This is a genomic window from Varibaculum sp. GTC20041, from assembly GCF_055387755.1.
Genome location: NZ_AP041144.1, coordinates 1,919,573 through 1,943,901 on the forward strand (window position 1 = coordinate 1,919,573; position 24,329 = coordinate 1,943,901).

18 protein-coding genes are annotated in these 24,329 nt (G+C 52.7%); 5 read left to right on the forward strand and 13 right to left on the reverse strand.

Annotated features, from left to right (window positions below):
* Positions 1-51 precede the first annotated feature (51 nt).
* The 10 genes from ACZ5BI_RS08325 to glmS all read right to left on the reverse strand — a co-directional run bounded on the left by ACZ5BI_RS08325 (position 52) and on the right by glmS (position 15,723).
* Positions 52-5,166: a Rib/alpha-like domain-containing protein gene (locus tag ACZ5BI_RS08325; protein ID WP_464896160.1), complete on the reverse strand. Its 5,115-nt coding sequence runs from the start codon at positions 5,164-5,166 to the stop codon at positions 52-54.
* 256 nt (positions 5,167-5,422) lie between these two features.
* Positions 5,423-6,184, reverse strand: a complete 762-nt coding sequence (locus tag ACZ5BI_RS08330; RefSeq protein WP_316086071.1) for a succinate dehydrogenase/fumarate reductase iron-sulfur subunit — start codon at positions 6,182-6,184, stop codon at positions 5,423-5,425.
* On the reverse strand, positions 6,181-8,166 hold the full coding sequence (locus ACZ5BI_RS08335) for a fumarate reductase/succinate dehydrogenase flavoprotein subunit (protein WP_278611970.1): 1,986 nt from the start codon (positions 8,164-8,166) through the stop codon (positions 6,181-6,183). Before ACZ5BI_RS08335 ends, ACZ5BI_RS08330 begins: the two co-directional genes overlap by 4 nt.
* 19 nt (positions 8,167-8,185) lie before the next feature.
* Positions 8,186-8,944, reverse strand: coding sequence for a succinate dehydrogenase/fumarate reductase transmembrane subunit (locus tag ACZ5BI_RS08340; protein WP_038110266.1), 759 nt, complete (start codon positions 8,942-8,944; stop codon positions 8,186-8,188).
* Between the two features lie 244 nt (positions 8,945-9,188).
* The gene (gene rimI / locus ACZ5BI_RS08345) at positions 9,189-9,674 is read right to left on the reverse strand and encodes a ribosomal protein S18-alanine N-acetyltransferase (RefSeq protein ID WP_464896161.1); all 486 of its coding nucleotides are present in this window, start codon (positions 9,672-9,674) and stop codon (positions 9,189-9,191) included.
* 7 nt (positions 9,675-9,681) lie between these two features.
* On the reverse strand, positions 9,682-10,377 hold the full coding sequence (gene tsaB, locus ACZ5BI_RS08350; RefSeq protein ID WP_464896162.1) for a tRNA (adenosine(37)-N6)-threonylcarbamoyltransferase complex dimerization subunit type 1 TsaB: 696 nt from the start codon (positions 10,375-10,377) through the stop codon (positions 9,682-9,684).
* Positions 10,378-10,385: 8 nt separating this feature from the next.
* Positions 10,386-10,928, reverse strand: coding sequence for a tRNA (adenosine(37)-N6)-threonylcarbamoyltransferase complex ATPase subunit type 1 TsaE (tsaE, locus tag ACZ5BI_RS08355; RefSeq protein WP_464896163.1), 543 nt, complete (start codon positions 10,926-10,928; stop codon positions 10,386-10,388).
* Positions 10,929-10,936: 8 nt separating this feature from the next.
* Positions 10,937-12,094, reverse strand: coding sequence for an alanine racemase (gene alr / locus ACZ5BI_RS08360; protein WP_464896164.1), 1,158 nt, complete (start codon positions 12,092-12,094; stop codon positions 10,937-10,939).
* A gap of 18 nt (positions 12,095-12,112) precedes the next feature.
* The gene (locus ACZ5BI_RS08365) at positions 12,113-13,735 is read right to left on the reverse strand and encodes a bifunctional ADP-dependent NAD(P)H-hydrate dehydratase/NAD(P)H-hydrate epimerase (RefSeq protein WP_464896165.1); all 1,623 of its coding nucleotides are present in this window, start codon (positions 13,733-13,735) and stop codon (positions 12,113-12,115) included.
* 23 nt (positions 13,736-13,758) lie between these two features.
* Positions 13,759-15,723 carry a glutamine--fructose-6-phosphate transaminase (isomerizing) gene (gene glmS / locus ACZ5BI_RS08370; protein WP_464896166.1) on the reverse strand — a complete coding sequence of 655 codons (1,965 nt, stop codon included), beginning with the start codon at positions 15,721-15,723 and terminating at the stop codon, positions 13,759-13,761.
* A gap of 158 nt (positions 15,724-15,881) precedes the next feature.
* Here glmS and glmM point away from each other — a divergent pair, with 158 nt between their 5' ends.
* Together glmM and coaA are read left to right on the forward strand one after the other, a co-directional pair.
* Positions 15,882-17,222, forward strand: coding sequence for a phosphoglucosamine mutase (gene glmM, locus ACZ5BI_RS08375; RefSeq protein WP_464896167.1), 1,341 nt, complete (start codon positions 15,882-15,884; stop codon positions 17,220-17,222).
* 112 nt (positions 17,223-17,334) lie between these two features.
* Entirely contained in the window at positions 17,335-18,339 is a 1,005-nt protein-coding gene (gene coaA, locus ACZ5BI_RS08380; RefSeq protein WP_288335878.1) for a type I pantothenate kinase, read from the forward strand.
* A 115-nt stretch (positions 18,340-18,454) separates the two neighbouring features.
* Here the strand turns inward: coaA and rpsI are convergent, their stop codons facing one another.
* The 3 genes from rpsI to ACZ5BI_RS08395 all read right to left on the reverse strand — a co-directional run bounded on the left by rpsI (position 18,455) and on the right by ACZ5BI_RS08395 (position 20,946).
* Positions 18,455-18,946 carry a 30S ribosomal protein S9 gene (rpsI, locus tag ACZ5BI_RS08385; protein ID WP_316098135.1) on the reverse strand — a complete coding sequence of 164 codons (492 nt, stop codon included), beginning with the start codon at positions 18,944-18,946 and terminating at the stop codon, positions 18,455-18,457.
* Between the two features lie 27 nt (positions 18,947-18,973).
* Positions 18,974-19,420 (reverse strand): 50S ribosomal protein L13, encoded by a 447-nt coding sequence (gene rplM, locus ACZ5BI_RS08390; protein WP_238128089.1) that lies wholly within the window; start codon positions 19,418-19,420, stop codon positions 18,974-18,976.
* Positions 19,421-19,785: 365 nt separating this feature from the next.
* The gene (locus tag ACZ5BI_RS08395) at positions 19,786-20,946 is read right to left on the reverse strand and encodes an ROK family protein (RefSeq protein WP_464896168.1); all 1,161 of its coding nucleotides are present in this window, start codon (positions 20,944-20,946) and stop codon (positions 19,786-19,788) included.
* 63 nt (positions 20,947-21,009) lie between these two features.
* Between ACZ5BI_RS08395 and ACZ5BI_RS08400 the strand changes: the two genes are divergently transcribed.
* The 3 genes from ACZ5BI_RS08400 to ACZ5BI_RS08410 all read left to right on the forward strand — a co-directional run bounded on the left by ACZ5BI_RS08400 (position 21,010) and on the right by ACZ5BI_RS08410 (position 24,301).
* A complete protein-coding gene (locus tag ACZ5BI_RS08400; protein ID WP_238128090.1) occupies positions 21,010-22,017 on the forward strand; it encodes a carbohydrate ABC transporter permease in 1,008 nt (335 codons plus the stop codon).
* Between the two features lie 15 nt (positions 22,018-22,032).
* Positions 22,033-22,929 carry a carbohydrate ABC transporter permease gene (locus ACZ5BI_RS08405; protein WP_024059735.1) on the forward strand — a complete coding sequence of 299 codons (897 nt, stop codon included), beginning with the start codon at positions 22,033-22,035 and terminating at the stop codon, positions 22,927-22,929.
* A gap of 220 nt (positions 22,930-23,149) precedes the next feature.
* Entirely contained in the window at positions 23,150-24,301 is a 1,152-nt protein-coding gene (locus ACZ5BI_RS08410; protein ID WP_464896799.1) for an ABC transporter substrate-binding protein, read from the forward strand.
* Positions 24,302-24,329: the final 28 nt, after the last annotated feature.

A 24,329-nucleotide genomic window follows, 5' to 3' on the forward strand; every position in this document is an offset into this window, starting at 1 on the left:
CACAGCTGTTAGCTGCCATGAAAGCTCCGAAAAGAACTACTTGGTATCGCTTTAGCTTTGCCGACGCCTGGCGGTCAAAGTACCCATACCGGTGATGGTTAACGCCAATGCCAGCAGGGACAATCCCAGGATGGGAGCACCGGTCTTTGGTAGACCAGAACCAGGCACCACATCTTGCGGCTCCAGAGCAGCCGACCGGATAGTCACCGTGGTTTCAACCTGGGTGCTACCTGGCTTCTTGGCTCCATCCGGTGCAGTGTAGTCAATCGAAATAGTGACTTTCTGACCAGTTACTATCTCGGTTGGAGTACCACTAATCACACAAGCGGAGCGTTTCTCGTCCCACTTAATGTTCAAACCTTTAGGCAGTCCCTCGGCTTTGCAACTAGTAATTGTGGCTTTACCAGGATTATCTACCGGAACCACCAGCGGGGTTAGCGGTTTATCTTTCTGCCCCTCGATATTGGGAATGACCGGGACGCTGGGCGCTAGAGCGCAACCGTTCTTATCGACTGCGGCGCCTTTCGGGGTGTTGGCGCATTTGTCTTGTTTGTCAGCTACTCCATCCCCATCAGCGTCTTTTGCAGGATCGGTAATAGTAACGGTGGTTTCGCCACTTGCCTTCCCGCCAGGATGCTGATCGGTCTTATCTTGCGGAGTGTAATCGACAGTAATTGTAACTTTCCCGTCGGTTACCTCTTCCGTGGGGGTACCACTGATTACGCAGGCTTGTTTGCCCTCGTTCCATTCGATAGTTAGACCGGCAGGTAATCCGGTGGCCTGGCAAGCGGTGACCTTGGTTTTACCGGGGTTCTTTACCGGTACATCAACCGGGTCGATGGCTTTGCCTTTTTCACCGGTAATCTTAGGAGCGTCCGGCAAGCTGGGAGCCACTGAGCATCCATTCTCGTCCACCTGGGCATCTTGCGGGGTTCCAGCGCACTTGTCTTTATCGTCGGTAACACCGTCACCATCATCATCACCTGGTAGGGCAATCTTAAACTTGGCGGTCACCTTATCGGTAGTGCCATCCTTATAGGTAACTTCCACCGGGATCTCGGTGTTTCCTTGAGCTGGTTTATCCCAGGTGATAACCCCGGTCTTAGCATCAATGGACACTCCCGCAGGTGCGTCCTTACCCAAAGCAAACTTGGTTCCCTGTGGAGCCGCAGCTTTTTCGTTCTTATCTTTGGTAGTTACTTCATCAAAGAGCGGAGCCGCAGAAACCGCGGGCTTACCTACCTGACCATTAACATCAGCATAGGACGGATCCCAACGGTCAGCTAAGGTACAACCAAATTCGTCTACCTTATCTTTATCGGCAGCCGGAGTACCAGGACACGAATCGTCCCCAGCCTGCGGGTTCGCCGGATCAACCGGATCTGACTTCCCGTCACCGTCCTTATCGGTGCGAACCTTAACGGTTACGGTAGCGTTATCTACCGAGTTATCCGCATAGTTCACCTTTACCGGAACAGTAATCTCCTCACCATTCTTAGCAGTATCAGGAATATTCAACGTAACCTGCCCGGTCTTAGCATCAACGCTTGCCCCCTCAGGAGCATTATTACCGAGGACGTACCGCGCGGTATCGGGGACGTTCTTATCTCCCGTTTGCGAGGCTTTAACGCTATCACCTGGTTTCCCAGTCACCACCGGGTAGGCCGGGTTATAGCGATCAGCCTCAGACAGGTTGTCTTTAATAGTCACGCTGGTCTTACCCTGAATATCGCCACCAGGGTGATCAGCGGACTTATCTATCGGTTCAAAGCTAACCGTGACATTCACATCCCTACCGGGATCAACGATCTCGGTTGGGGTTCCACTGATTACGCAGGCTGTACCCTCTTGATTAAGGGCGATTGTTAAACCTGCAGGAAGTCCCTCGGCTTTACAAGCAGTCAGCTTGCTCTTTCCGGGGTTATCTACCGGGACAGTAACCGAGGTAATCGGGGTGTCCTTTTCACCTACGATCGGGGCAATCTTACCTACCGTTGGCGGTAGCGAGCAGCCATCGTTGTCTATCTTTGCGTCTTTAGGAGTGCCAGGACACTTGTCCTCGCCAGCAACCGGGTTGGCCGGATCTTTCGGATCAGCAACCCCGTCACCATCATCATCCTTAGCCACATAGACACTGCCGCTCTTCTTAACCGTGCCAGCATCTTTTGCCCCATCAGGATGCTTAAAGGCAACAGTTAGATCCACTTGCTTATCAATACTCTTCGTAGGAGTACCACTAATAACGCAAGCAGATGAGGCCGCATCAAACTTAACAGTCAAACCAACAGCCGTCAGCTCCTCAGCAGAACAAGACAAATCACTAGCCTTACCATCATTAGTAACCTTCACACTCACAGGAGAAATAGCCTTACCAACCATCCCCGTAACCTTGAAATCACCAACAACAGGAACTACCGCACAACCATTAGCATCTGGCTTCGCGCCTGCAGGAGTACCAGCGCACTTATCAGCAGCGTCCGGGACACCATCACCATCAGAGTCCTTACTAGGATCAGTAATAGTAGCAGTCGTATTTACCGGGATACTGCCAGCAGGATTGCTAGTGTTATCACCGTCTTGCGGATCATAATTCACATTAACAGTAACCGCTTTGTCCCTAACTTCCTCACTAGGAGTACCACTAACAACACAAGCCTTCTTCTCCGCAGAGTACTTAACACTCAAACCAGCTGGCAAAGAATCAGAACTACAAGTAACAGCAGCCATACCCGGATTATCAACCGGAACCACCACTACCTCACTAATCTCCTTATCCTTCTGCCCAGTAATAGCAACCGGATCACCAGCCGTCGGCTTCACCGCACAACCATTAGCATCAACCTGAGCACCCGCAGGAGTACCAGCACACTTATCCTTCGAATCAGGAACAGTATCATTATCGCCATCGGCTTCAGCGCTAATAGTTGCTTTAGCAGTGCCAGTAATATCTCCGCCCTTATGCTGGTCAGTCTTATCAACCGGCTCATAACTGACTTTAACAGTTACCTCTTTATCCTTGGCTTCCTCACTAGGAGTACCAGTAATCACGCAACCGTCTTTTTGCTCATTCAAAGCAATAGTCAACCCAGCCGGCAAACCATCAGCCTTACAAGCAGTCAGCTTAGCTTTACCAGGATTATCAACCGGAACATTCACCGGAGTGATTTCCTTACCAACCTGACCAGTAATACCTGGAACCTTACCCACAGTGGGTGCAAGCGAACAGCCGTCGTTGCCTACCTTTGCCCCTTTAGGGGTTCCGGCGCACTTGTCTTTATCGTCGGAAACACCATCACCATCACCATCCACATTCGGGTCTTGGACGGTGACCGGAGCCAGAATTACCCGCTCGTAGGCATCTTTCCCTTGTCCGTAAGTCATCTTGACCGGAATTAGGTAGCTGCCTGGGGTCACGCTACCATTCGTCGGACTCAGAGAAATGGTGCCATCGGAGTTAACCTTTGCCCAGGGCTGAGCACCAACTGCCACTTTGGCTTGATCAACTCCCTCAAGCAGGGAGGCAGGAACGTCGCTGGCAGCAGCAGCGGCATAAGTCGTATCTGCAGGAGGTGTAGTGCTGTTCTCCTTGTTAATAGGTGCCGCTACCGTGGCTGTGTCATCCAAATCTATGGTCGTTGTTTTATATTCAGGGGTAATCTTGGCAGCGAAGCTATCTTTTGCCATCGCCCGGTCGCGTACTGGCTGGTCGAAACCACCAGGGTAGATCGACGCTGTATAAATCTCATCCTTGGCAAGATCAGCCGGAACAGTGAAGTCACAGGACTCCACAACGCCGAGGTTAGATGCCTTGGTTGTACAAGTCTTTACCTCATTACCGTCACCATCAGTCCAAACAATGTCATAGGTGTTACTTGGAACGAAACCAGTAGCCTTGGTAGGAGCGGTATCGCCCGGTTTCGCCGGATTTGTGGTCTGGTCATAGGTTTCAATATGGAAGTCACGTCCCTCTATCCGGAGAGCGAAATTCACGTTTTCGACGTTTGAAATCGAACCAGTTGACGCGTTAGGAAACCAGTTGGTGCCGCTTTGGTACATATTGTCACGGAAGTTGTTGAGAGCACCACCAACACCGTCCGGGAGTACCGGTGCCACATACATATATTCAGTGTTTACGTGGCGACTGCGTAGGTTGCTCGCTGCCCAAGAAGCCTTTGTACCCTCGGGAACCAACTCTCCCCAGGAACCGGCATTCATAATTCCTTTGGCATTGTAGCTATTTCCCCACAGACCCTGGAACTGCAGATGATATTTGCCGTTTGCATCTGTAGTGTCATATACGGTTTCAGCGATCGCGGATTTACCAGTTTCAGCCTCATAGGCTTTCATAATCTCACGTTGCGCTACCTTGAACTCGTCACGCTTATAGTTCTTATGGTCTTTTTTCCACTGGTCGAAGCGGCGGGCTACTTCATCTTGAACATAAGTGCCAACTACCTTAACCCCGGGAACTTTCACTTCACCATAGCTAGCCCTAAAAGTTGGAACGGCTTCGGCATTCCCTAACGATTCCCGCTCTTCATACCAGACCAAACCGATAACGTCGCCACCGCCCCCTTCGCGACTACTCTGCTTCCAGGTGTTTTCAGCCGGGAACATCTGATCAAACTGAGGGCGCTCTTGGAAAGCGATATTGTAGTTTTCGGCAAGATTAAACCCAATAACTCCGTTCCAAGTACCGCGATAGCGATCCCCCTGACCGCCAAAGATTGAATCGCCTTCGACAAAGGCAAGTGTGTACTTGCTGGGATTGGGATTATCTACCCAAATCCGCAGGGTCTGACCCGCCGTAGCCTCCCATTTGTGAACCGTACCAAAAGAATCTGTCCAATCTGGCAGCTGGATAACGTAGGTGCCGTCAGGGCGAGCCTGGGTATAGTAGACCGGCGACAAGGCACCTTTTTGCCTTCGATTGTTGTAATCAGTCCATTGTGCGTAAACTTTCGCTCCGCCAAGACCTAAGTCGCCATCGGAAGCACCCTGTTTATCAGCTGGCTCCATGTATGAGCGACTACCGGCGCGATCGAGGAAGACCCTCCCGCTCACAGCGTGTTTTTCCCCCAGCTTTTCCCCGGGGGAATAAACCGGGTCATCCGCCTTCGCAGTGCTGGCCGTAAACGCCGGCAAACATATGATTACCAGCGCCACAGCCGCTAAAATTGCACCAAATGTTTTCTGAAACCTCAGAGGGCAGCATCAGACCTCACAGCAAACAGCAAGATAAGCGTCAGCCCAGAAGATGTGAAGGGTATAGATTTGCGCTCCTGCGCAAAGCCAACCGAACAGAAGATTGCTATAACCTACGCCCCAGCGGCAGCGCACATAGGGAAGGCGGGCTCGGAGAAAATCTCCGAGCCCGCCTTGGCCATGCAAAAGAACGGCTATTTAACTGTTAGCTGCAGATTTAAACTCCAGACAAAACAGCTTTGCCGAGCTGCCGGTTTAGTACCGCGATAAAGTCCAGCGGAACCTGCTTGGGGCATACCGCCGCACATTCACCAAAGTTGGTGCATCCACCGAATCCTTCAGCACCCATCCGGTTAAGCATCTGGGTAACCCGCCGGAGATTCTCCGGTTTACCCTGTGGCAAAAGACCCAGGTGGGTCACTTTCGCAGCGGTAAATAGCATCGCTGAACCATTCGGGCAGGCAGCCACGCACGCTCCACAACCGATACAGGCCGCGGCCTCGAAAGCCCGATCCGCATCCTTTTTGGGAACCGGAGTGGAATGTGCATCCGGAGCGGCGCCGGTATTAACCGAAATATATCCGCCCGCCTGAATAATACGATCCAAAGCGTTCCGGTTAACCACCAGGTCCTTAATGATCGGGAATGCTTTTGAGCGCCAAGGCTCAACGGTAATAGTGTCCCCATCCTTGAAGGAACGCATATGCAGCTGACAGGTGGTGGCGTTATCTTTCGGATCCGGGGAATGGTTTCCATGCGGAACTCCGTTAATCACCAGGCCGCACATACCGCAGATTCCCTCGCGGCAGTCCGAGTCAAACGCGACCGGCTCTTCTCCGCGGGCAAATAGATCCTCGTTGAGGATGTCCAGCATTTCCAGGAAAGAGGAATCCTCGCTAACTCCGTGGAGCTGATATTCGTGGATAGCTCCCTCGGCGTCTGGGCCAGCCTGACGCCAGATTCGCAAAGTGATGTTCACTTGTAGCTCCTTGTCTTGACCTCGATATTGTTGTAAATCAGATCCTCCTTGTGCAGGACAGGGGGCTGATTCTCACCTTTCCATTCCCAAGCGGCTACATACATGAAGTTTTCATCGTCACGCATAGCCTCTCCTTCCGGAGTTTGGTGTTCTTCCCGGAAGTGACCGCCACAGGATTCTTCACGATGCAACGCATCGATACACATCAGCTCACCCAGCTCTAGGAAGTCAGCCAAGCGACCGGCGCGTTCGAGTGACTGGTTCATCTCGCCACTCTTCTTGCCCGGGATTCGCACATTGGTCCAGAACTCGTTACGCAGGTTCCGAATCAAGCCGATAGCTTTCTGCAGCCCCTCACGGGTACGGGACATCCCGCAGTACTCCCACATAATGTGGCCAAGTTCCTTGTGGATCGAGTCCACCGAGCGAGTGCCCTCAATCGCCATCAAGCGGTCAATACGCTCTTGCGCCTGGGCTTTGGCAGCTAGCACATCCGGATGATCTTGCGGCAGATCTTCCCAATCCAAGGTATGAGCCAGGTAGTCATTTACCGTGTTCGGCAACACGAAATAACCGTCAGATAGTCCCTGCATCAAAGCAGAAGCACCCAAGCGGTTAGCGCCGTGATCAGAGAAGTTAGCTTCCCCGCCCACGTACAGACCCGGGATAGTGGTCTCTAGGTCATAGTCGACCCAAACCCCGCCCATGGTGTAGTGCACTGCCGGGTAAATCCGCATCGGAACCTCATAAGGATCATCATCGGTAATCCGCTTATACATATCGAACAGGTTGCCGTACTTGGCAGATACGGCTTCCTTGCCCATACGTTCAATCGCATCTGCGAAATCCAAGTAAACGCCGCGAGCAACGCCGTCAATCTCCGGTCCTACCCCGCGACCCTCATCGCACATATTCTTGGCTTGTCGTGAAGCAATATCACGGGGAACCAAGTTACCGAAAGAGGGATAGATACGCTCTAAGTAGTAGTCGCGATCTTCTTCCGGGATTTCCCGCGGGTCTTTCTTGCAATCCTCTTTCTTCTTGGGAACCCAAATACGTCCATCGTTACGCAAGGATTCACTCATCAAAGTGAGTTTAGATTGCTGATCACCATGCTGCGGAATACAGGTCGGGTGGATCTGGGTGTAGCAAGGGTTAGCAAAATAGGCACCCTTACGGTGAGCACGCCAAGCAGCAGTACCGTTACACCCCATAGCGTTGGTGGACAAGAAGAAAACATTCCCATAACCACCGGTCGCCAAAATAACAATCGAGGCAGTGAAAGTTTCCAGTTCACCAGTTTCCATATCACGAGCCACAATCCCGCGCGCCCGACCGTCCGAAACGATAAGTTCTACCATTTCGTGACGGGAGTGAGATACCACGGTTCCCGCGTTGACCTGACGCTGCAGCGCCTGATAGGCGCCGATCAGCAGCTGCTGACCCGTCTGACCCCGCGCATAGAAAGTACGGGAAACTTGCACCCCACCGAAAGAGCGGTTATCTAGCAGGCCGCCATATTCGCGGGCAAAAGGCACGCCCTGCGCTACACACTGGTCAATAATATTGGCAGATACTTCCGCGAGCCGGTAAACGTTAGTTTCCCGAGCGCGGTAGTCTCCGCCCTTCACTGTGTCATAGAACAGGCGATAGTCAGAGTCGTTGTCGTTGCGATAATTCTTCGCCGCGTTGATCCCGCCCTGAGCCGCAATCGAGTGCGCGCGACGAGCAGAATCCTGGTAGAAGAAAGCATCGACGTGGTAGCCCATTTCGCCTAGCGAAGCAGCAGCGGCGCCCCCTGCCAGGCCGGTGCCTACCACGATCACTTTGATTTTACGACGGTTAGCCGGGTTAACCAGCGCCGCATTGAACTGGCGCTGCTTCCAGCATTTTTCAATCGGCACCTCGAGCGGTGCCTTCTGGTCAGCAATCGGTTCGCCAACGGTGTACAGACCGTCGACTAGGTTTTGTTGTTCAGTCATCTTACGCATCCTTCCCTAACTAACACGCCACCGGAGCGGGGTTGGTGATTACCAGATACAGCGGTGGGATGGCGAACATGGCGAACAGCAATAGCCCCACGATCCCGGAAATATAAACGGTCGCTTTATGCGTGTTTTCCCGGATCCAACCCATAGTTTGCAGGGCGGACCATACGCCGTGCCCCACGTGCAGAGCTACAATCGCTACCGCACCCAGGTAAATGATCAGCGTCCACCAGTTAGCTGGCGAGAACGTGGTTACCATCATGTTCCACGGTGCTACCGGAATCATTTCCCCGTCTACCTTGCAGGTGGCAGAGCTGTATGCATCAGCTGCGCCAATCTGTACCCACTTCGTGGTGAAGTGGAAGATATGGAAGAAGATAAACAGCACTAACAATACGGATCCGACACGTACGGTTCGGGTCGCGTAGTTGTTAACCACGTTCTGTTTGACTACGTACTTCTGAGAGCCTCGTCCCTTGCTGGCGCGATGCCAGAGGTAGAAGGCACAGATCATATGGATAACAACGCAAGCAAGTAGCAGTACGCGCAGAATCCAAAGCAAGCCTTCATAAGGCAGGATAGGGGCACCGAAGACCCGTAGATGGTGAGCATAGCCGTTGTAGGCATCAGGCCCCGCCAGGATCTTCAGGTTGCCGTAGGAATGCATTAACACAAACAGTACAAAAAATATGCCGGTAACAGCCATGCACTGTTTCGCGAAGACCAGGGTGTTCCAGCTTCGCCTCTTCTGAATTTCTTTTGTATTGGCCACGATTCACAGGCTAACCCACCGGTTTTCTAAGACTTAGGAATTTGGGGCTAGATAGAGAAAAAGCCGCGAAAAAACCAAATAAGAACTAGCACCCTATTCCGGGTTTACCTGCAAAGATCGGGGAATAAACGACGGGGTGAGGAAGGAAAAACCAAGTGGGGATTTCCAGCAAGAAAAAAATAGAAGCAGGGAATTCTTAAACAATTGAGAAAGCTTGAAGTTGTTAAATACATTTCCCTGGTGCTTAAGGGGAGGTTATTTCTACGCCGATCGGCCCGGGAGACGGACTCGCCAAACGTTTGCGCATCACTATGGCGTCTTCGCGGGGATGGGAATAATATCCGCGGCGCACACTCAAGGCCGCAAAACCGGCACGTTCATAAAGTGCGATCGCAGCCTGGTTAGAGCGACGCACTTCCAAAAACATTTCAGTTGCTCCCCGTTTGCGGGCAGCGCTGAGAGCAGATTTTAAGAGGGCGGCTCCCAGTCCGCGGCGACGCTTTCCGGGCAACACTGCCAGGGAATGTAACTCAGATTCGGGAACTAACACTTCCAGGAGAGCTGCCCCCACCAACAGAGAATCCTCCCAAATCCCCATGGCTAGCCCGTAACGAGCCGATAACATTTGCCGCAGTTGCGTGTCAGTAAAAGCCTCTCCCCCAAAACAGGCTTTCTCCAGGGCGAGCAGCGCGGGCACGTCCTCGAGACTTAAAGAAACGCAGCTACTCACAAAACCCCTATTTTCCCTTATTTGGAGGCTGCACGTCCGGGCGGCGCAAATACAGGGGAGATACCGTATCGAGTAACTCATCAGCTAACTTCCCAGCCAAGCGTACCTGCGCGATCCGGCCGAGGACTGCCGCCTCTACCTCGGTAGGGAGCCCGGGATTTAACGCCAAGTCTTGGGGATAAAGCCTCGCGCCTGTTCCTGCCACAATCAGCTCGGGAGTCGCCGCTCGGTTAGCGAAAGTAGCGGGTCTGCCCACTTCCGGGCCCCACAGACAGCAAACATCATCCGGGCCGTCCGCGCGATACTGGGCGCAATAAACCTCTTTACGGCGCGCATCGCTAGCCACAAAGACTTCCTGCGTGGGCGGAACCAGATCTAATACTGCGCGTGCCAGGGCATCTAGGGAACTAATCCCAATCACCGGAACTCCCAGCGCATAACCAATCGTGCGGGCAGTAACCAACCCGGAACGCAATCCGGTAAAGGGAGCCGGGCCACGTCCTACTGCCACCGCCTCAATACCGGCTTTCGCGAGGGCGCACCCGCAAGCTTCCTCAACTACCTCACTAACCAGCTCTGTAAGATGTTCCGCGTGGGATCGGGAATCCTGGCTAGAGCGACTAGCTAACACCGGGGTCTTGGCTTCACTATCCCACAGGGCAACCGAAGCTCCCAGCGAAGTATCAATACATAGAATCCGCATATTATTACCTACTTTTCTTGTCCGTCCTCAAACGCGGAAAAAATCTGTTCCCAGTCCGTTCCTTCCCAGCGCTTCCCCAGTGAGCGGATAGTGATTGTCCGTTTCCCATCATCCATTTCCGCCAGATCTACTACCCCATCACTGCTGGTGGCGACCCCTCCATGCTCCCGGTGAATCTCGATCTCCAGGCGATCAGCCGACAGCTGTTCGGTTTTGCCTTCTCCCCATTCGATGACGGTAATAGCTTCCTCGAGAGTGGAGTCCAAATCGAGGGTTTCTAGATCGGTTAAATCTTTGATCCGATAGGCGTCGGCATGAATCAGGTCAGGTCCTCCCGCCAGGGAGGGGTGTACCCGGGCGACGATAAAAGTGGGGGAAGATACCCGCCCTTTCACCTGCAGTCCAGAACCGATCCCTTGGGTAAAAGTGGTTTTCCCCGCCCCCAGCCCTCCGGAGAGCATCACTAAATCACCGCGCCGAAGCTGCTTGGCTAATAGCTCTCCGGCGGCGCGCGTCTGATCGGAAGAGTTAACGGTGATAGTAAAGGACATGTTTCCTCCTAGATATAGACTCGCGGCACCCGAGGATTAAGGCCAGTAACAATCGTATAGTTTATGGTTTCGGCGGCCTTTGCCCAATCATCGGCGGTAGGTTCCCCTTGGGAGCCATCTCCCCACACCCGCACCGTTGCCCCGGGCGCCAGTGGCGCTTTCCCCTCGTCGCCGCTACCTAAATCCACCATGAATTGATCCATACAAATCCGGCCTACCTGCGGATATTTGTGCCCATTGGCGGCGACCCAGATTTTTCCGGAGGCATGACGGTCAATCCCGTCCGCATATCCCAGCGGCACAATCCCGATATAGGTATCGCGGGGCGCCACCCAGGTACCACCATAGGAAACCGGGTGACCTGCGGGAAGTTTCTTGACGCTGATCAAATCGGCCTCTAAACGCATAATCGGGGTGAGCTGCAGGCTGGCAGTAGTGGCGCGCGCCGGATTCGGGGTGAGGCCGTACATGGCGATCCCATAGCGCGCCAGGTCAAAATGTGCCTGCGGATGCCACAGCAGTCCCGAGGAAGCCGAGAGGTGGCGTACCAGCCCTGTAAATCCGCGCTGTTCAGCTGCTTCGCATGCCTGCCGGAAGTTGGCAAGCTGGCGTGCAGTCGCTGCTTCTCCCGCTCCGGCTTCATCTCCGCGCGCTAAATGCGACCAGATCCCGCTAACTGCTACGGTGCCTTCTTCACTGGCAAGCTCCGCCGCCGAAAGTAAAGGAGCGAGCTTTTCAGGCAGTGCCCCCTCGCGTCCCATCCCGGTATCCACCGCCAGGTGAATGCGGGCTTTCTTACCCGCAGCCCGGACGGCACTGGCAATAGCCAATAATGTTTGAGGATTAGATACTGCAATATCTAAATCGGCTTTAATCGCGGCTTCCAAATCCGCATCGGGACTAAAAATCCAAGTAAAAATGCGGGCTTGCGGAAAATCTTTCAGTGCCTTGCGCAATTGCATTGCTTCCGCGAGCTGCGCCACCCCAAACCATTTCACCCCGAACTCGAGAGCGGCGCGAGCAATCTGCGCGCCTCCATGCCCGTAAGCATTGGCTTTTACAATCGCCATTGCCTGGACATTCGGGTCACATTTGCGCAGCTGTTGCAGATTTTTTTCCAGTGCCGACAGGTCAATAATCGCGCGCGCCGGAAAATCAGTATCCATGACCATGACTATACCGCTCTAGGCTTGGCTCAAAGCATAGGCGATAGCCCGGGGAACCTGGCGGGCAATATCGGTAGCCACTATCGGTGCCCCCAAAGACGCCCCGCCGGACGGATCGTCACCGGTAAACGGAAGTCCCGCCGCTTTGCGGGCTGCCATGGCATGTACCCAGGCAGCCGAGGCAACCGCGGCTGACATTTGGGAAGGAGTCAGGCGGCGCCCCGATTGCTCTGCGCGGGCTTGATGTTGGGCTAACACTGCCGCGGTGATGCCCGCAAGTACATCACCTGAACCGGCAGTGCCCGTCCAAAAAGGCGCCCCGGCCTGGCTAAACATAGTTTCTTCGGGGCTGGCAATCACAGTTACTGCCCCTTTAAGCAATACTGTTGCCCTGGTTTTATCCGCTAAGAACTGCGCCCAGGCAGCCGGAGAGGCCTCCACCTCGGCGCGAGTAACCCCGCCACGCCCTCCTCCGGCTCCTAGGGTAGAAAGTAGACGCGCCGCCTCCCCCGCGTGCGGGGTAAGCACCGCACGGTGACTAAGCTGCCCCCCGGGAACTTGCGCCACAATTTGGGGATAAAAATCAATAGCGCCCGCGTCCAGCACCAGAGGAATTCCGCTGGTAGCAGCCTGTACCGCTTGGTTAATCGCTTCGCGTACCCGGGCAGAATCTTTAGGGTCAATACCTGGCCCTACCAGCAGGCATTGATGCTTGCCGGCACCGGAAACTGCCTGCGGGAAACGAGACAATATTGCGAAGGCCGCATCCTCGGGCCCCACATAGCGCACCATGCCGGCACCGGCTCTGCCCGCGCCCTCTACACACATCACCCCGGTTAGGGGGAAGGCGGAAGAACCGGCAACTACCTGTACTACCCCGCGAGTATATTTATGGTCTTCGGCGCCAGGCACCGGCCACAAAGCTCCCACGTCACTTGCCTCCAGGCGGGCTAGCCGCGCCTCTTTCATTTGCAAACCCAGATCTACCAGCCGGACTTGCCCGAATTGATAGGCGGCCGGAGGCAGCAGGCAGGAGGATTTGCGTCCTCCCATAGTTACGGTCACGTCAGCTGCCAGGAAAGGACCGGGCAGGCGTCCGTCATCGGTGAAAATCCCGGAGGGAATATCGATCGCCACCCGCAGCACTTTTAAACGCCGAGTTTCATATAAGCGATTCAATTCCTGCGCTACCTGCGCTAAGGGTTCGCGTAGTTTACCGTTTACCCCGGTTCCTACCAGGCCATCAATCCATACCTGGGCGGCGCGGGCGCGGCGGGAAGTAAGGCGCGCAATCTGGCGGCTACTGCCCGCTAAATCCACCCGCTCGATAGTTACCTCCGCTTTTTCTGCCGCTGCCAGCGCTTTTTCATGCGGCTTGTCTGTCAGCAGTAACGCAAGGCAGGAGTAACCCAGATTTGCCAAATAAGATAGGGCGTATAGACAGTCGCCACCGTTGTCGCCACCACCAACTAAACCCAGAATCCGGGTCTCCTCAACTTTGGCACCGCGGGCAAGTAGAAATTCGACAGTAGTGTCACTGACTTCGCCAGCCGCCTTTTTCATTAACGAACCCTGCGGATGGGCAGCTACCACTTGGGCTTCAGCTTCCCTAACTGTCTGTTTCTCGAATGCCTCAATCATGCCGCCAGATTTCCTCCTGCTGACTATTCCACTGTCACCGATTTGGCTAGGTTGCGCGGTTGATCTACGTCGTAGCCCTTGCTCTTGGCTACTTCACAGGCAAATACTTGCAGCGGAATCACCGTTAGCAAAGGCAGATAGAGGGTGGGAGTACTGGGAACCCGGAAAATATGGTCAGCGTATTTGTCGACTTTATCGTCGCCCTCTTCCGCTACTACCAAGATTATCGCGCCGCGAGCGCGTACTTCCTGCAGATTCGAAAGCACTTTTTGGTGCAGCTCGGGACGGCGCGGGGTAGGCACTACCACAAACACGAACTGTCCCGACTCAATTAGGGCGATAGGGCCGTGTTTGAGCTCTCCGGCGGCGAAACCTTCCGCATGTACATAAGCGATTTCTTTAAGTTTTAGCGCCCCCTCCATAGCTACCGGATAGCCCACATGCCGACCTAAGAAAATCGTGGATTTAAGCTCGCTGCCATAGCGTTTAGCGACCTCTACTACCGGTTCTATTTGATTGAGCAAAGTTTGCATCTTGTGGGGCACTGCTGCCAGTTTTTCCAGGTAATCCGCGATTTCATCAATATATTTATTGCCGCGTACCTGCGCTAAATACAGCCCCAGCAGGTAGCAGGCAGTGATTTGAGCAGTGAATGCTTTCGTGGAAGCCACCGCAATTTCTGGGCCGGCATGGGTTAGCAGCACCGCATCGGATTCACGCGGAATCGTAGAACCGGGAGTGTTCACGATAGCCAGCACTTTCGCTCCCTGTTCGCGCGCGTGCCGCACCGCCATAATGGTGTCCATGGTTTCCCCGGACTGGCTGATCGCCACCACTAAGGTGCGCTGATCAACAACCGGATCGCGGTAACGGAACTCGCTGGCCAGCTCGACCTCTACCGGAATCCGGCACCAATGCTCAATCGCATAGCGGGCAACCTGTCCAGCATAGGCGGAAGTGCCGCAAGCAATAATCACCATTTTGTTTACTTGCCGCAACACGTCTTGACTAATGCGCAGCTCATCCAGCGTCAGGTAACCTTGCGCATCGGTTCGATCCTGCAAAGTGGCAGTAACTGCCTGAGGTTGTTCATGGATTTCTTTTTCCATGAAAGTCCCCCACCCGCCCTTAGAAGTGCGGTCTACTGAAAAATCCACGGTGAATTGCTTGGGAGTAACCGCTTTGCCGGCACTGTCGGCTACCCGCACCTGTTTGGCGGTCACCATCACCAGTTCGTCTTGCCCAATTTCTAGGCAGTCTTTGGTGTGATCGGCGAAAGCTAAAACGTCCGAACCGAGGTAGTTGCAGTCTTCGCCTACCCCGATAACCAGTGGCGAGGAGCGCCGTGCGGCAACCACCATGCCGGGGGCATCCCGGTGAATCGCCAAAATCGTAAAAGTCCCTTTCAGCTGCGCCATAGTCTTTAGTAGCGCCCTTGATAGCCGCGCCGCCGCCAAGTGCGCCCCGCCAGCGACCTCCGCGGAAACTTGGGCTTTATCCAGCACCGGAGCAGGTACCTCAGCTGCGCCCTCCCCGAGAGACGTCCCCGCGCCCTCGTCAACTAAATAGGATGCTGCCAGCAGATTCGCGATTACTTCCGTATCGGTTTCAGAAACGAAACTGAAACCCTGATTTTCGAGGACGCGGCGCAAGTTATCGGCGTTTTCGATAATTCCGTTATGTACTACCGCGAGTTGCCCGTCGGAAGAAGCATGGGGATGAGCATTAATATCTGTCGGTCCGCCGTGAGTAGCCCAACGAGTGTGCCCAATCCCCGCGAAAGCCTCCGGCAGGGGATTTTCCTGCAAATCTGCCCGCAAATTCGCGAGCTTCCCGCTCTTTTTACGAATCTCGATACCACCGGGGGTAGCTAGTCCAATCCCCGCGGAGTCATATCCGCGATACTCCAGGCGGGACAGACCCCCCATAATCACTTCTTCTGCATCTTTAGTGGGCTCTCGCCCTACCATTCCTAAGATTCCACACATGAGATAGATTTTTTCACGAGTTGTTCCTCATTGCTATCTCGCGCGCCTAAGCAGTGTAAATACGAATTATCGCCGACAGTTGGTTGCTTGACAAAACCATCGCGGCTTGGTGGGGTAGGCTGAGAAAGTCAGATTCTGCTAGTTGAAAGACAGGTAAAATGGGCAGACTTTTTGGAACCGACGGAGTGCGCGGCCTAGCAAATAGAGATTTAACCCCAGAATTGGCTTTGGAACTGGGACGAGCCGCTGCAAAACAGGTACGCAAAGATGCGCCGAAGGGCAAAAAATTGCGAGCAATCGTCGCCCGGGACACTCGCATGTCCGGTGATTTTCTTGACCACGCGATCTCGGCGGGTCTAGCTTCCGAGGGCGTGGACGTTAACCGCATCGGAGTCGTAACCACTCCTTGCGTCGCCTACCTGACCGCGAAAGCTGACGTCGACTTGGGAGTCATGATTTCTGCCTCTCACAACCCGATGCCAGATAACGGGATTAAATTTTTTGCCCGCGGCGGCTATAAACTCCCTGACGCAATTGAGGATCAGATCGAACAGCTGCTGGGTGAGGAAACTGACCGTCCCACCGGCGACCAGGTCGGGGAGATTGAAGCAGAGCGAGAAAGCGCCGAAAAGCTTTATATTAAACACTTGGTGCGGGCAGTGGGGGATCTTTCTGGCCTGCGTGTAGCCGTGGATTGCGCCAATGGTGCGGCTTCCCATCTAGGTCCCGAAGCACTACAAGAGGCCGGAATCGACACCGTAGTAATCAACGCCTCCCCTGATGGACGCAATATTAACGACAATTGCGGTTCTACCCACCCCGAACAGTTACAGAGCCAAGTGGTAGCTGCCGGATGTGACTTCGGGGTGGCTTTCGATGGTGACGCCGACCGCTGCCTGGCAGTTGACTCCCAAGGAAACCTGGTCGATGGCGACAAAATCATGGGAATGTTAGCCGCCTACTTCAAGGAAAAAGGCGAGCTAACCGGAAACACCCTAGTGATCACGATTATGTCGAATCTGGGGCTGATTTTGGCGATGAAAGAAAAAGGCATCAACACCGTACAGACCGCTGTTGGTGACCGTTACGTCCTCGAAAAAATGCGCGAGCAAGGATTCGTCCTGGGCGGGGAACAATCTGGTCACGTGATTAACGGTAACCACGCCACCACTGGGGATGGGATTCTGACCGCGCTATGCATCGCCCGGGCAGTTAAAGACGCTGGTCAACCTTTAGAGAAGATTTGCGAGTTCGTAAAACGCCTACCGCAGACCCTGATTAACGTACCGAACGTGGACAAGACCCGCACCGATGATGCCGGGTTGCGGGCAGAAATCGCTAAAGCCGAGGAAGAACTGGGCGATACCGGGCGGGTAGTGCTCCGTGCCTCGGGAACCGAACCGTTGGTGCGGGTAATGGTAGAGGCCGCTACCCAAGAACAAGCCGATGCGGTTTGTGAGCACCTAGCTGGGGTGGTAAAAGAGCGCCTGTCTTTGTAAGTTTTATGTTCTGCGTCTCGCCAGGGCTTTTCCTGGGGGCACTGGCGGGAGGCAGGAAACACCGAATCGACGCAAGTTTTGAGCGGATCCAACCTAGCGGAGCCTAATAGTTATGCCAGCAAAATCCATTTATGAACAATTTGATCGGGACGCTTGGCGCGCCCTCGCCGCTAAAACCCCGATGCCGCTGACCGAGGCCGATTTGCGTTCCCTGGCAGCGTTGGGTGACCCGATTGATTTAGAGGAGGCAGACGCAGTATATCGCCCCCTGTCAGCGCTGCTGCGTTACCGGGTTTTACATTCTCGCGCCCTGGGACGCGATCAGCAAGAATTCTTCGGGCGGCCCCGGAAGCGAAAAATCCCTTTCATTATTGGGGTTGCTGGTTCCGTGGCTGTCGGGAAATCCACCACTTCCCGGATTCTGCAAAACCTGCTTAGCCGCTGGCCGGAAACCTCGCGGGTCGCTTTAGTAACGACCGATGGATTTTTGTATCCGAACGCAGAGCTAGAGCGGCGCGGGCTGGTCGCGCGCAAAGGATTCCCCGAGTCCTATAACCGCCGCGCCCTCCTGAATTTTGTTACCCAGGTAAAAGCCGGGGAACCAGAAGTAAAAGCGCCGGTATATTCGCACGTAACCTATGATGTGGTGCCGGATAAATACGTGACTGTTGCCAGCCCCGATATTTTGATCCTAGAAGGGATCAACGTGCTGCAGCCCGCTTGGTTTTACCGGGGACATCAAGATCTGCCTAACCTGGAGAAAAAGCTGGATCAAGATGATGGACGCAGCGGGCTCTACGATCAGAAGTCCCTGGCAGTCAGTGATTTTTTTGATTTTTCGATTTATGTTGATGCCCGCACCCGGGATATTGAACGGTGGTTTGTGGAGCGTTTCTTGTCGTTAAAGGAATCGGCCTTCTCTGATCCCAGTTCATATTTCCAGGTTTATGCCGGCATTTCCGATTCGGTGGCGCGCCAGATCGCCCTCGATATTTGGACCTCTATAAACCTGCCCAACTTGGAGCAACAGATTCGTCCTACCCGAGGGCGAGCGACGTTGATCTTGCGTAAAGACGCCCAGCACCGCCTAGAAAACGTCTACCTCCGCAAGATCTAATTAGCTGCCGTACTCTTTACTTAAGAGTTCATCTACTTGGTCTGCGCAATATAGTTTTGCCCGGTACGGGCGGAATGAATCGCCTGTACCGGGCAAAATATATAAGCGTGAAAGCTTAGCGCTTGGAGTATTGCGAAGCCTTACGTGCCTTCTTGAGGCCGGGCTTCTTACGCTCAACAGCGCGCGAATCGCGGGTTAAGAATCCTGCCTTCTTTAGGGCAGGACGGTTCGCTTCCCGATCGATTTCATTTAGTGCGCGGGCAATGCCGAGGCGCACCGCTCCGGCTTGACCGGAGGTGCCGCCCCCAGAGACTCGAGCAATAACGTCAAAACGTCCCTCGAGATCTAGCAGGGTAAACGGAGCCCGCACTAGCTGCTGGTGCAGCTTGTTCGGGAAATAGTTCTCCAAAGTCCGGCCGTTAATCTTCCATTCGCCGCTGCCCGGCACCAACCGGACACGCGCAACTGCGCTTTTACGGCGTCCCAGCCCAATGCCGGGAGCGGTCACGGACTGTCCGGAGCCGGTCGGCTCCGACTGGGTTTCCGTGGTGTAAGAGCTGGGGGCATTCTCCTCCAACAGCTCTTCGTTTTCGGTGGTATCAGCCACAATTCTCCTCAGGGTTTTGGCTCAGGGCTACTGGGCGATTTTCTTAATTTCGTAAGGTTCTGGCTGCTGCGCCGCGTGGTTGTGTTCTGCACCCGCGAATACATGCAGCTTCTTCATTTGGGCACGCCCCAACCGAGTGTGGGGAACCATGCCGCGCACCGCTCTTTCTACCGCAACTTCCGGTTTCTTAGCTAGCAAGTCACCGTAGGTTACAGATTTCAAGCCACCCGGATATCCGGAGTGACGGTAGGCGCGTTTCTGCTGACGTTTATTGCCGGTAAGTCCGACCTTGGCGGCATTCACGATAATTACGTGATCGCCCATATCCTCGTTAGGAGTGTAGGTCGGCTTATGCTTGCCACGCAGCAGCTTGGCGGCTACGGCCGCCAGTCGTCCGAGAACGACGTCTTCAGCATCGATGACATACCATTTCTTGTCCTGGGTGTCACCGGCTTTCGGATTATAAGTTCGCACGGGCTTAAGCCTTCGTTTCTTCTTTGGGGGCGAGAACTGCGAGGGCGCGGCAACAGAATGGCAGGAACTGCCTATAAATGTTGCGGACGCCGCCGTAGTGTCTTCACCCGACTTCGTATTTCTTTCCGTCTAGCGTCCTGTTTTTGCCAAAACCCCAGGTCAAATGCCTGCGCTTGGATTGTTCCAGGACACACAACATTTAGTATTTTACGGAACCAAGACTACCTGGTCAAAGTAATATCCTGTTGAACTGCCCACAGATTCCGTGTTAAGCACCCCTTATAGCCAGCTAGAAATTCTGAGAAATCCCATATTAAAACTGCCAACAGCTAGTTCATGTGGCCAAGAGATACGATGTTTAGCTTCTAGAGCCAAAATCTATCGGAATCAGCAGCTGGGAAATAATCAGAGTTCAGTGCATGTACCTTAATTCGATCCCAGACACCATCTAGGGCGTATCGAATTCCCCCAAGAGCTACAGCCCGCCTCCCTAACGTGGACACCACAATCGAGGGCGCAAATGGACACAGTTTTCTGATAGTCTGCTCCATTTGCGGCAAAAACAGATCCGCATATTCACAAAATTGCCCCCCTAGCACCACACACTCAGGGTCAATAACCGCAATCATACTGGCAGTTCCCAGCCCTAATATCGCACCGAATTTCGCTGCGCCGGCAATCGCTAGTTTATTGCCTTCCCGAGCCTGTCTAAACATGGTTTCTCGATCGGGAGGCTGGTTAGGAGTGTAAATACTTTTTGCGAAACTTTCCGCTTCTAGCTCCCGCCACCTTAGTTGCGGAATTTCTCCAATTAAACCTGCGGCTCCCCGACTCCCCGCCCGCACCCTTCCGTCAAGGACACTTGCCGCACCAGTGCGAATTCCAGCTAGGATAAACACTACGTCGTTACGTTTGGCAGCCGCACCAACCCAGGATTCCCCACGAGCCCCTAGGGCACAGTCCCCAACAGTAGTGACTTTAACTCCAAGTTCCTCAGAAAGTACCTGATCAAGTTGCAGCCCCTGCCAGCCCGGCATTCCTTTGCCGCCAAAATAGGCAACTTTTCCCTGGTACTGAACGCCCGGGCTTCCGGTCACACAAACCCAGGTTTTACCACACTTGGTATCTTCCAAAGTTTTTTTACTAACAGTTAATGCAGCTGCTATACGCGTTTTGGTAGGGGTGTTCTCAGCTAAATCTTCTGTATTTTCAGCAAGAATATGCCCACTTAAATCTGCTGTGAGCGCACTGACGTGATGAGCTCCAATATCTAAGGAAAGGACATGCCCCGCTTGAGAAGAGAGTTTATAGTAGGTAGCCGGTCTACCCATTGCGATTACCCCTTCAGGGGCGGGCATATCTTCTACCCATCCCAGTTTAACCAGGTCAGAAACAATTGATTCAGCCGCTGGGCGAGTTACTCCAATTTGTTTTGCAACATTGGCAACGGTATCTGAGCAGCCTGTCAGGTAACGTAATGCAGCCTCCATATTGGTACGCCGCTGAATTCTTCGTTGAGCATTCACAATGGTAAACCCCCATTTACTGAAAATGCTTGACTTACTAAAGAAACTAACGTAATAATTGCTGTGACGCAAGTCTTACTAGCTGAGGAGTCGCGGATGACTGCTACCGGATTAATAAATAGCAAGGACGCTGCAGAGACCAGTACGTCTGAAACAAAAGAGACTAATACCCTGAACTTTTCAGGTAGAAAGCCTAGCAAGTTAAAGCTGGCAGAGAAGCGCGCCGGATACCTTTTCATAGCCCCTGCCGTAATCGGATTCCTAGTTTTTTATCTAGTTCCCATGATAAGAGGTCTAGCCATAAGTTTTACAGATTGGGATTTAATTTCTCCTGCAAAGTTCGTAGGATTTGCGAACTATCAAAAGTTACTGGGCGACCATCACTTTGCTCATGCACTGGTAGTCACTGTCATCTACGTCCTCGTCAATATCACTACCCAAACCATAGCTGGTTTAGGAATAGCGGTACTAATGCAACGTATCAGCAAATCCAGCTTGGTTCGTTCGCTCTTACTGGTTCCCTGGCTAGTACCAAACGTTACTATTGCGGTAATCACCTTGTTTTTACTAGACCCCAATGTAGGTCTCGTAAACCATCTATTGACTTTGGTTCACAGCGAACCCATCGCTTTTTATGGCAATCCTGATATCGCTATCTTTACGGTTGCACTCGTTAACTCCTGGCGAAACATGGGATATACAGCGCTACTGATTTTCGCGGGAATGCAAATAGTTCCAAACATGATTTACGACGCCGCGAAAATAGATGGAGCTAGCACCACTAGAAGCTTCTTCTCGATAACTTTGCCACTGATACGCCCCATCCTCGTGATGGTGATAGTGGTTTCTATGATTGGCTCATTCCAGATTTTTGACACTGTAGCCGTAGCAACTAAGGGCGGACCTTTGGATTCCACTCGGGTTATCTACTTTTACATCTACGAGAAAGCCTTTCAACAAGGCCAAATGGGATATGCCGCCGCAATGGCCGTCATCTTACTAATCATCATTTTAGTTATGACTCTCGTTCAATTGCGTTTAACGAAAGCTAGCGAATCGGACTTGGGATAACTTGAGGGGAAAACAATGGAAAACAGAAATATATTGCGCAAGCTGAGCACGGAAAAGGTACTCGGATGGACGACCTTAATACTTATATTGATAGTCACCTTACTCCCCTTCGTATGGGCAATCCGCACAGCCCTAACTCCAAACTCCCAAATTTTCAACGGCGACTATTCTTTGATCCCGACCGATGCCAGCTGGATAAATTTCAAGCGGGTACTCGGGTTTGCGACCACTGAAGAAGACTTAGCCGCGGGAGGATCGGGAGCAAAGATATATTTTTGGCTCTACCTGCGTAACTCTTTGATATTCACCGCCATCCTGGTGCTCGGCCAGGTCGTAACCTCCACAATGGCCGCATACGCGTTCGCCCGTTTACATTTCCCCGGAAGAGATAAAATCTTCGCAATCCTACTCACAGGAATGATGATCCCCCCGATTTTTATCGTGCTACCGAACTTTGTATTAATAAAAAATCTGGGACTTCTAAACACTTTCACCGGCCTCTTGGCACCCTATGTTCTAGTTTCACCTTTCGCCATTTTCTTTTTGCGACAATTCTTTCTATCGATTCCTCGCGAGGTAGAAGAAGCTGCCCTTCTGGATGGGGCGAACCGATGGACGATATTTAGCAAGGTAGTAGTCCCTATCTGCAAATCACCCATCACTACAATTGCAATTATTCAGGCAGTTTTTGCGTGGAACGAATACTTATGGCCACAACTGGTCGGTAAAGAACACGCCGTTCGACTACTCAATGTCGCTCTGGCTACCTTTCAACAAGCTTCCCCCTCTACTAAACCAGACTGGGCGGGTCTCATGGCAGCTGCAACCTTGCAGACAATCCCTATGTTGATCTTACTTCTAGTAGTCGGGAAGAAACTAGTTAATTCAATCGGTCTTACTTCGGCGAAGTAGAGCCGTCCCTAAGGAGAATGAAATGAAAAAAACAATCGCATTGACCTGCGGTGTAGCTATATTTGCCGCAGCAGGTCTAGCGGGGTGCGCCCCACAAGAAACAAAGGGAAACGACACAGATAATAGTAAGGTCACCTACAGTTTGTGGGATCCCAACCAATAACCAGCTTACGAGGCTTGTGCTGCCGAGTTTAAAAAGAAAAGTGGGATTAGCGTCGACATTCAGCAAACCGGGTGGGACGATTACTGGAAGAATTTGACTGTCCAATTATCTTCAGGAGAGGCGCCGGACGTCATTACCAATCACGTAGCTCAATACCCTGAACTAGCAGCTAAAGGGGTCTTGACCGATCTTAAACCATATATCCAAAAAGATAAGATTGACATGAGCCAATACACTGGCGATTTGGCATCCCTGTGGAATTACGAAGATAAAACTTTTGGGATTCCACAAGACTGGGACACTATAGCTCTCGTCTATAACGTAAAGGACGTTAAAGACGCCGGAATTGATGAAGCTAGTTTGCAGAAATTAGATTGGAATCCCCAAGATGGCGGTAGTTTTGGCAAAGCTATAGCTCACTTGACTATAGATAAGAACGGAAAACGCGGGGACGAGGCCGGGTTTGACAAGAACAATGTTGAAACTTACGGCTGGGGACTGGAAACTAATTCTGGAGTAGTTGGTCAAGGCCCGTGGTCGTGGTTCGCCCTTTCTAATGGTTTCAACTACTTGGATAAAAATCCGTTTGGTCGCCATTACAACTTAGATTCTCCCAAACTGATTGAAGCCATGAAATGGTGGCAGCGACAGATTCAGGCCGGATATGTTACCCCAGTTGAAAAGGCAGGCGACCTTGGCCTAGAACCTATGATGGAACAAAATAAAGCAGCTATAGTACCTGACGGCTCCTGGAGAATTAATACTTGGTCTCAATCAAAGACGCAAAAGTTCAAGTTCGCTCCTCTTCCCAAAGGACCTATGGGACAAAAAACCATAATCAATGGACTCGCTCCCTCTATAACCAAGAACGCCAAAGATAAAGACAAAGCGTGGCAGTGGGTCAAATTCCTAACATCTACGGAGTGCCAGAGCATCGTTGCGAAGAAAGCAATAGTGTTCCCCTCAATAACCAGTCAATCAGAGGCAGCAGCTAAAGCTCATGAAGTCAACGGAGTCGACGTCAGTGCTTTCTTGAATATCACCAAAGACCCCAAGAATCTGGTCTACTATCCGATCACTTTTAAGGCCGAAGAAATTAACTCTGAAGCTAACAAGGTTTTTGAAGGAATTGAACGCGGAAGCGAAGACCCCGCTAAAGCGCTTCCAGAGTTAAACAAGAAAATAAACGAGCTCCTGGCAGAAAAGTAATATACAACGCCCCCACCACGAGGAACGG

What these genes read in the sequence shown, in the direction of transcription:
- ACZ5BI_RS08405 (WP_024059735.1), top strand. Translation starts at nt 22,033, where the DNA reads ATGGAAAACAGAAATATATTGCGCAAGCTGAGCACGGAAAAGGTACTC.
- alr (WP_464896164.1), bottom strand. Translation starts at nt 12,094, where the DNA reads ATGGATACTGATTTTCCGGCGCGCGCGATTATTGACCTGTCGGCACTG.
- ACZ5BI_RS08365 (WP_464896165.1), bottom strand. Translation starts at nt 13,735, where the DNA reads ATGATTGAGGCATTCGAGAAACAGACAGTTAGGGAAGCTGAAGCCCAA.
- tsaE (WP_464896163.1), bottom strand. Translation starts at nt 10,928, where the DNA reads ATGTCCTTTACTATCACCGTTAACTCTTCCGATCAGACGCGCGCCGCC.
- coaA (WP_288335878.1), top strand. Translation starts at nt 17,335, where the DNA reads ATGCCAGCAAAATCCATTTATGAACAATTTGATCGGGACGCTTGGCGC.
- glmM (WP_464896167.1), top strand. Translation starts at nt 15,882, where the DNA reads ATGGGCAGACTTTTTGGAACCGACGGAGTGCGCGGCCTAGCAAATAGA.
- ACZ5BI_RS08335 (WP_278611970.1), bottom strand. Translation starts at nt 8,166, where the DNA reads ATGACTGAACAACAAAACCTAGTCGACGGTCTGTACACCGTTGGCGAA.
- glmS (WP_464896166.1), bottom strand. Translation starts at nt 15,723, where the DNA reads ATGTGTGGAATCTTAGGAATGGTAGGGCGAGAGCCCACTAAAGATGCA.
- tsaB (WP_464896162.1), bottom strand. Translation starts at nt 10,377, where the DNA reads ATGCGGATTCTATGTATTGATACTTCGCTGGGAGCTTCGGTTGCCCTG.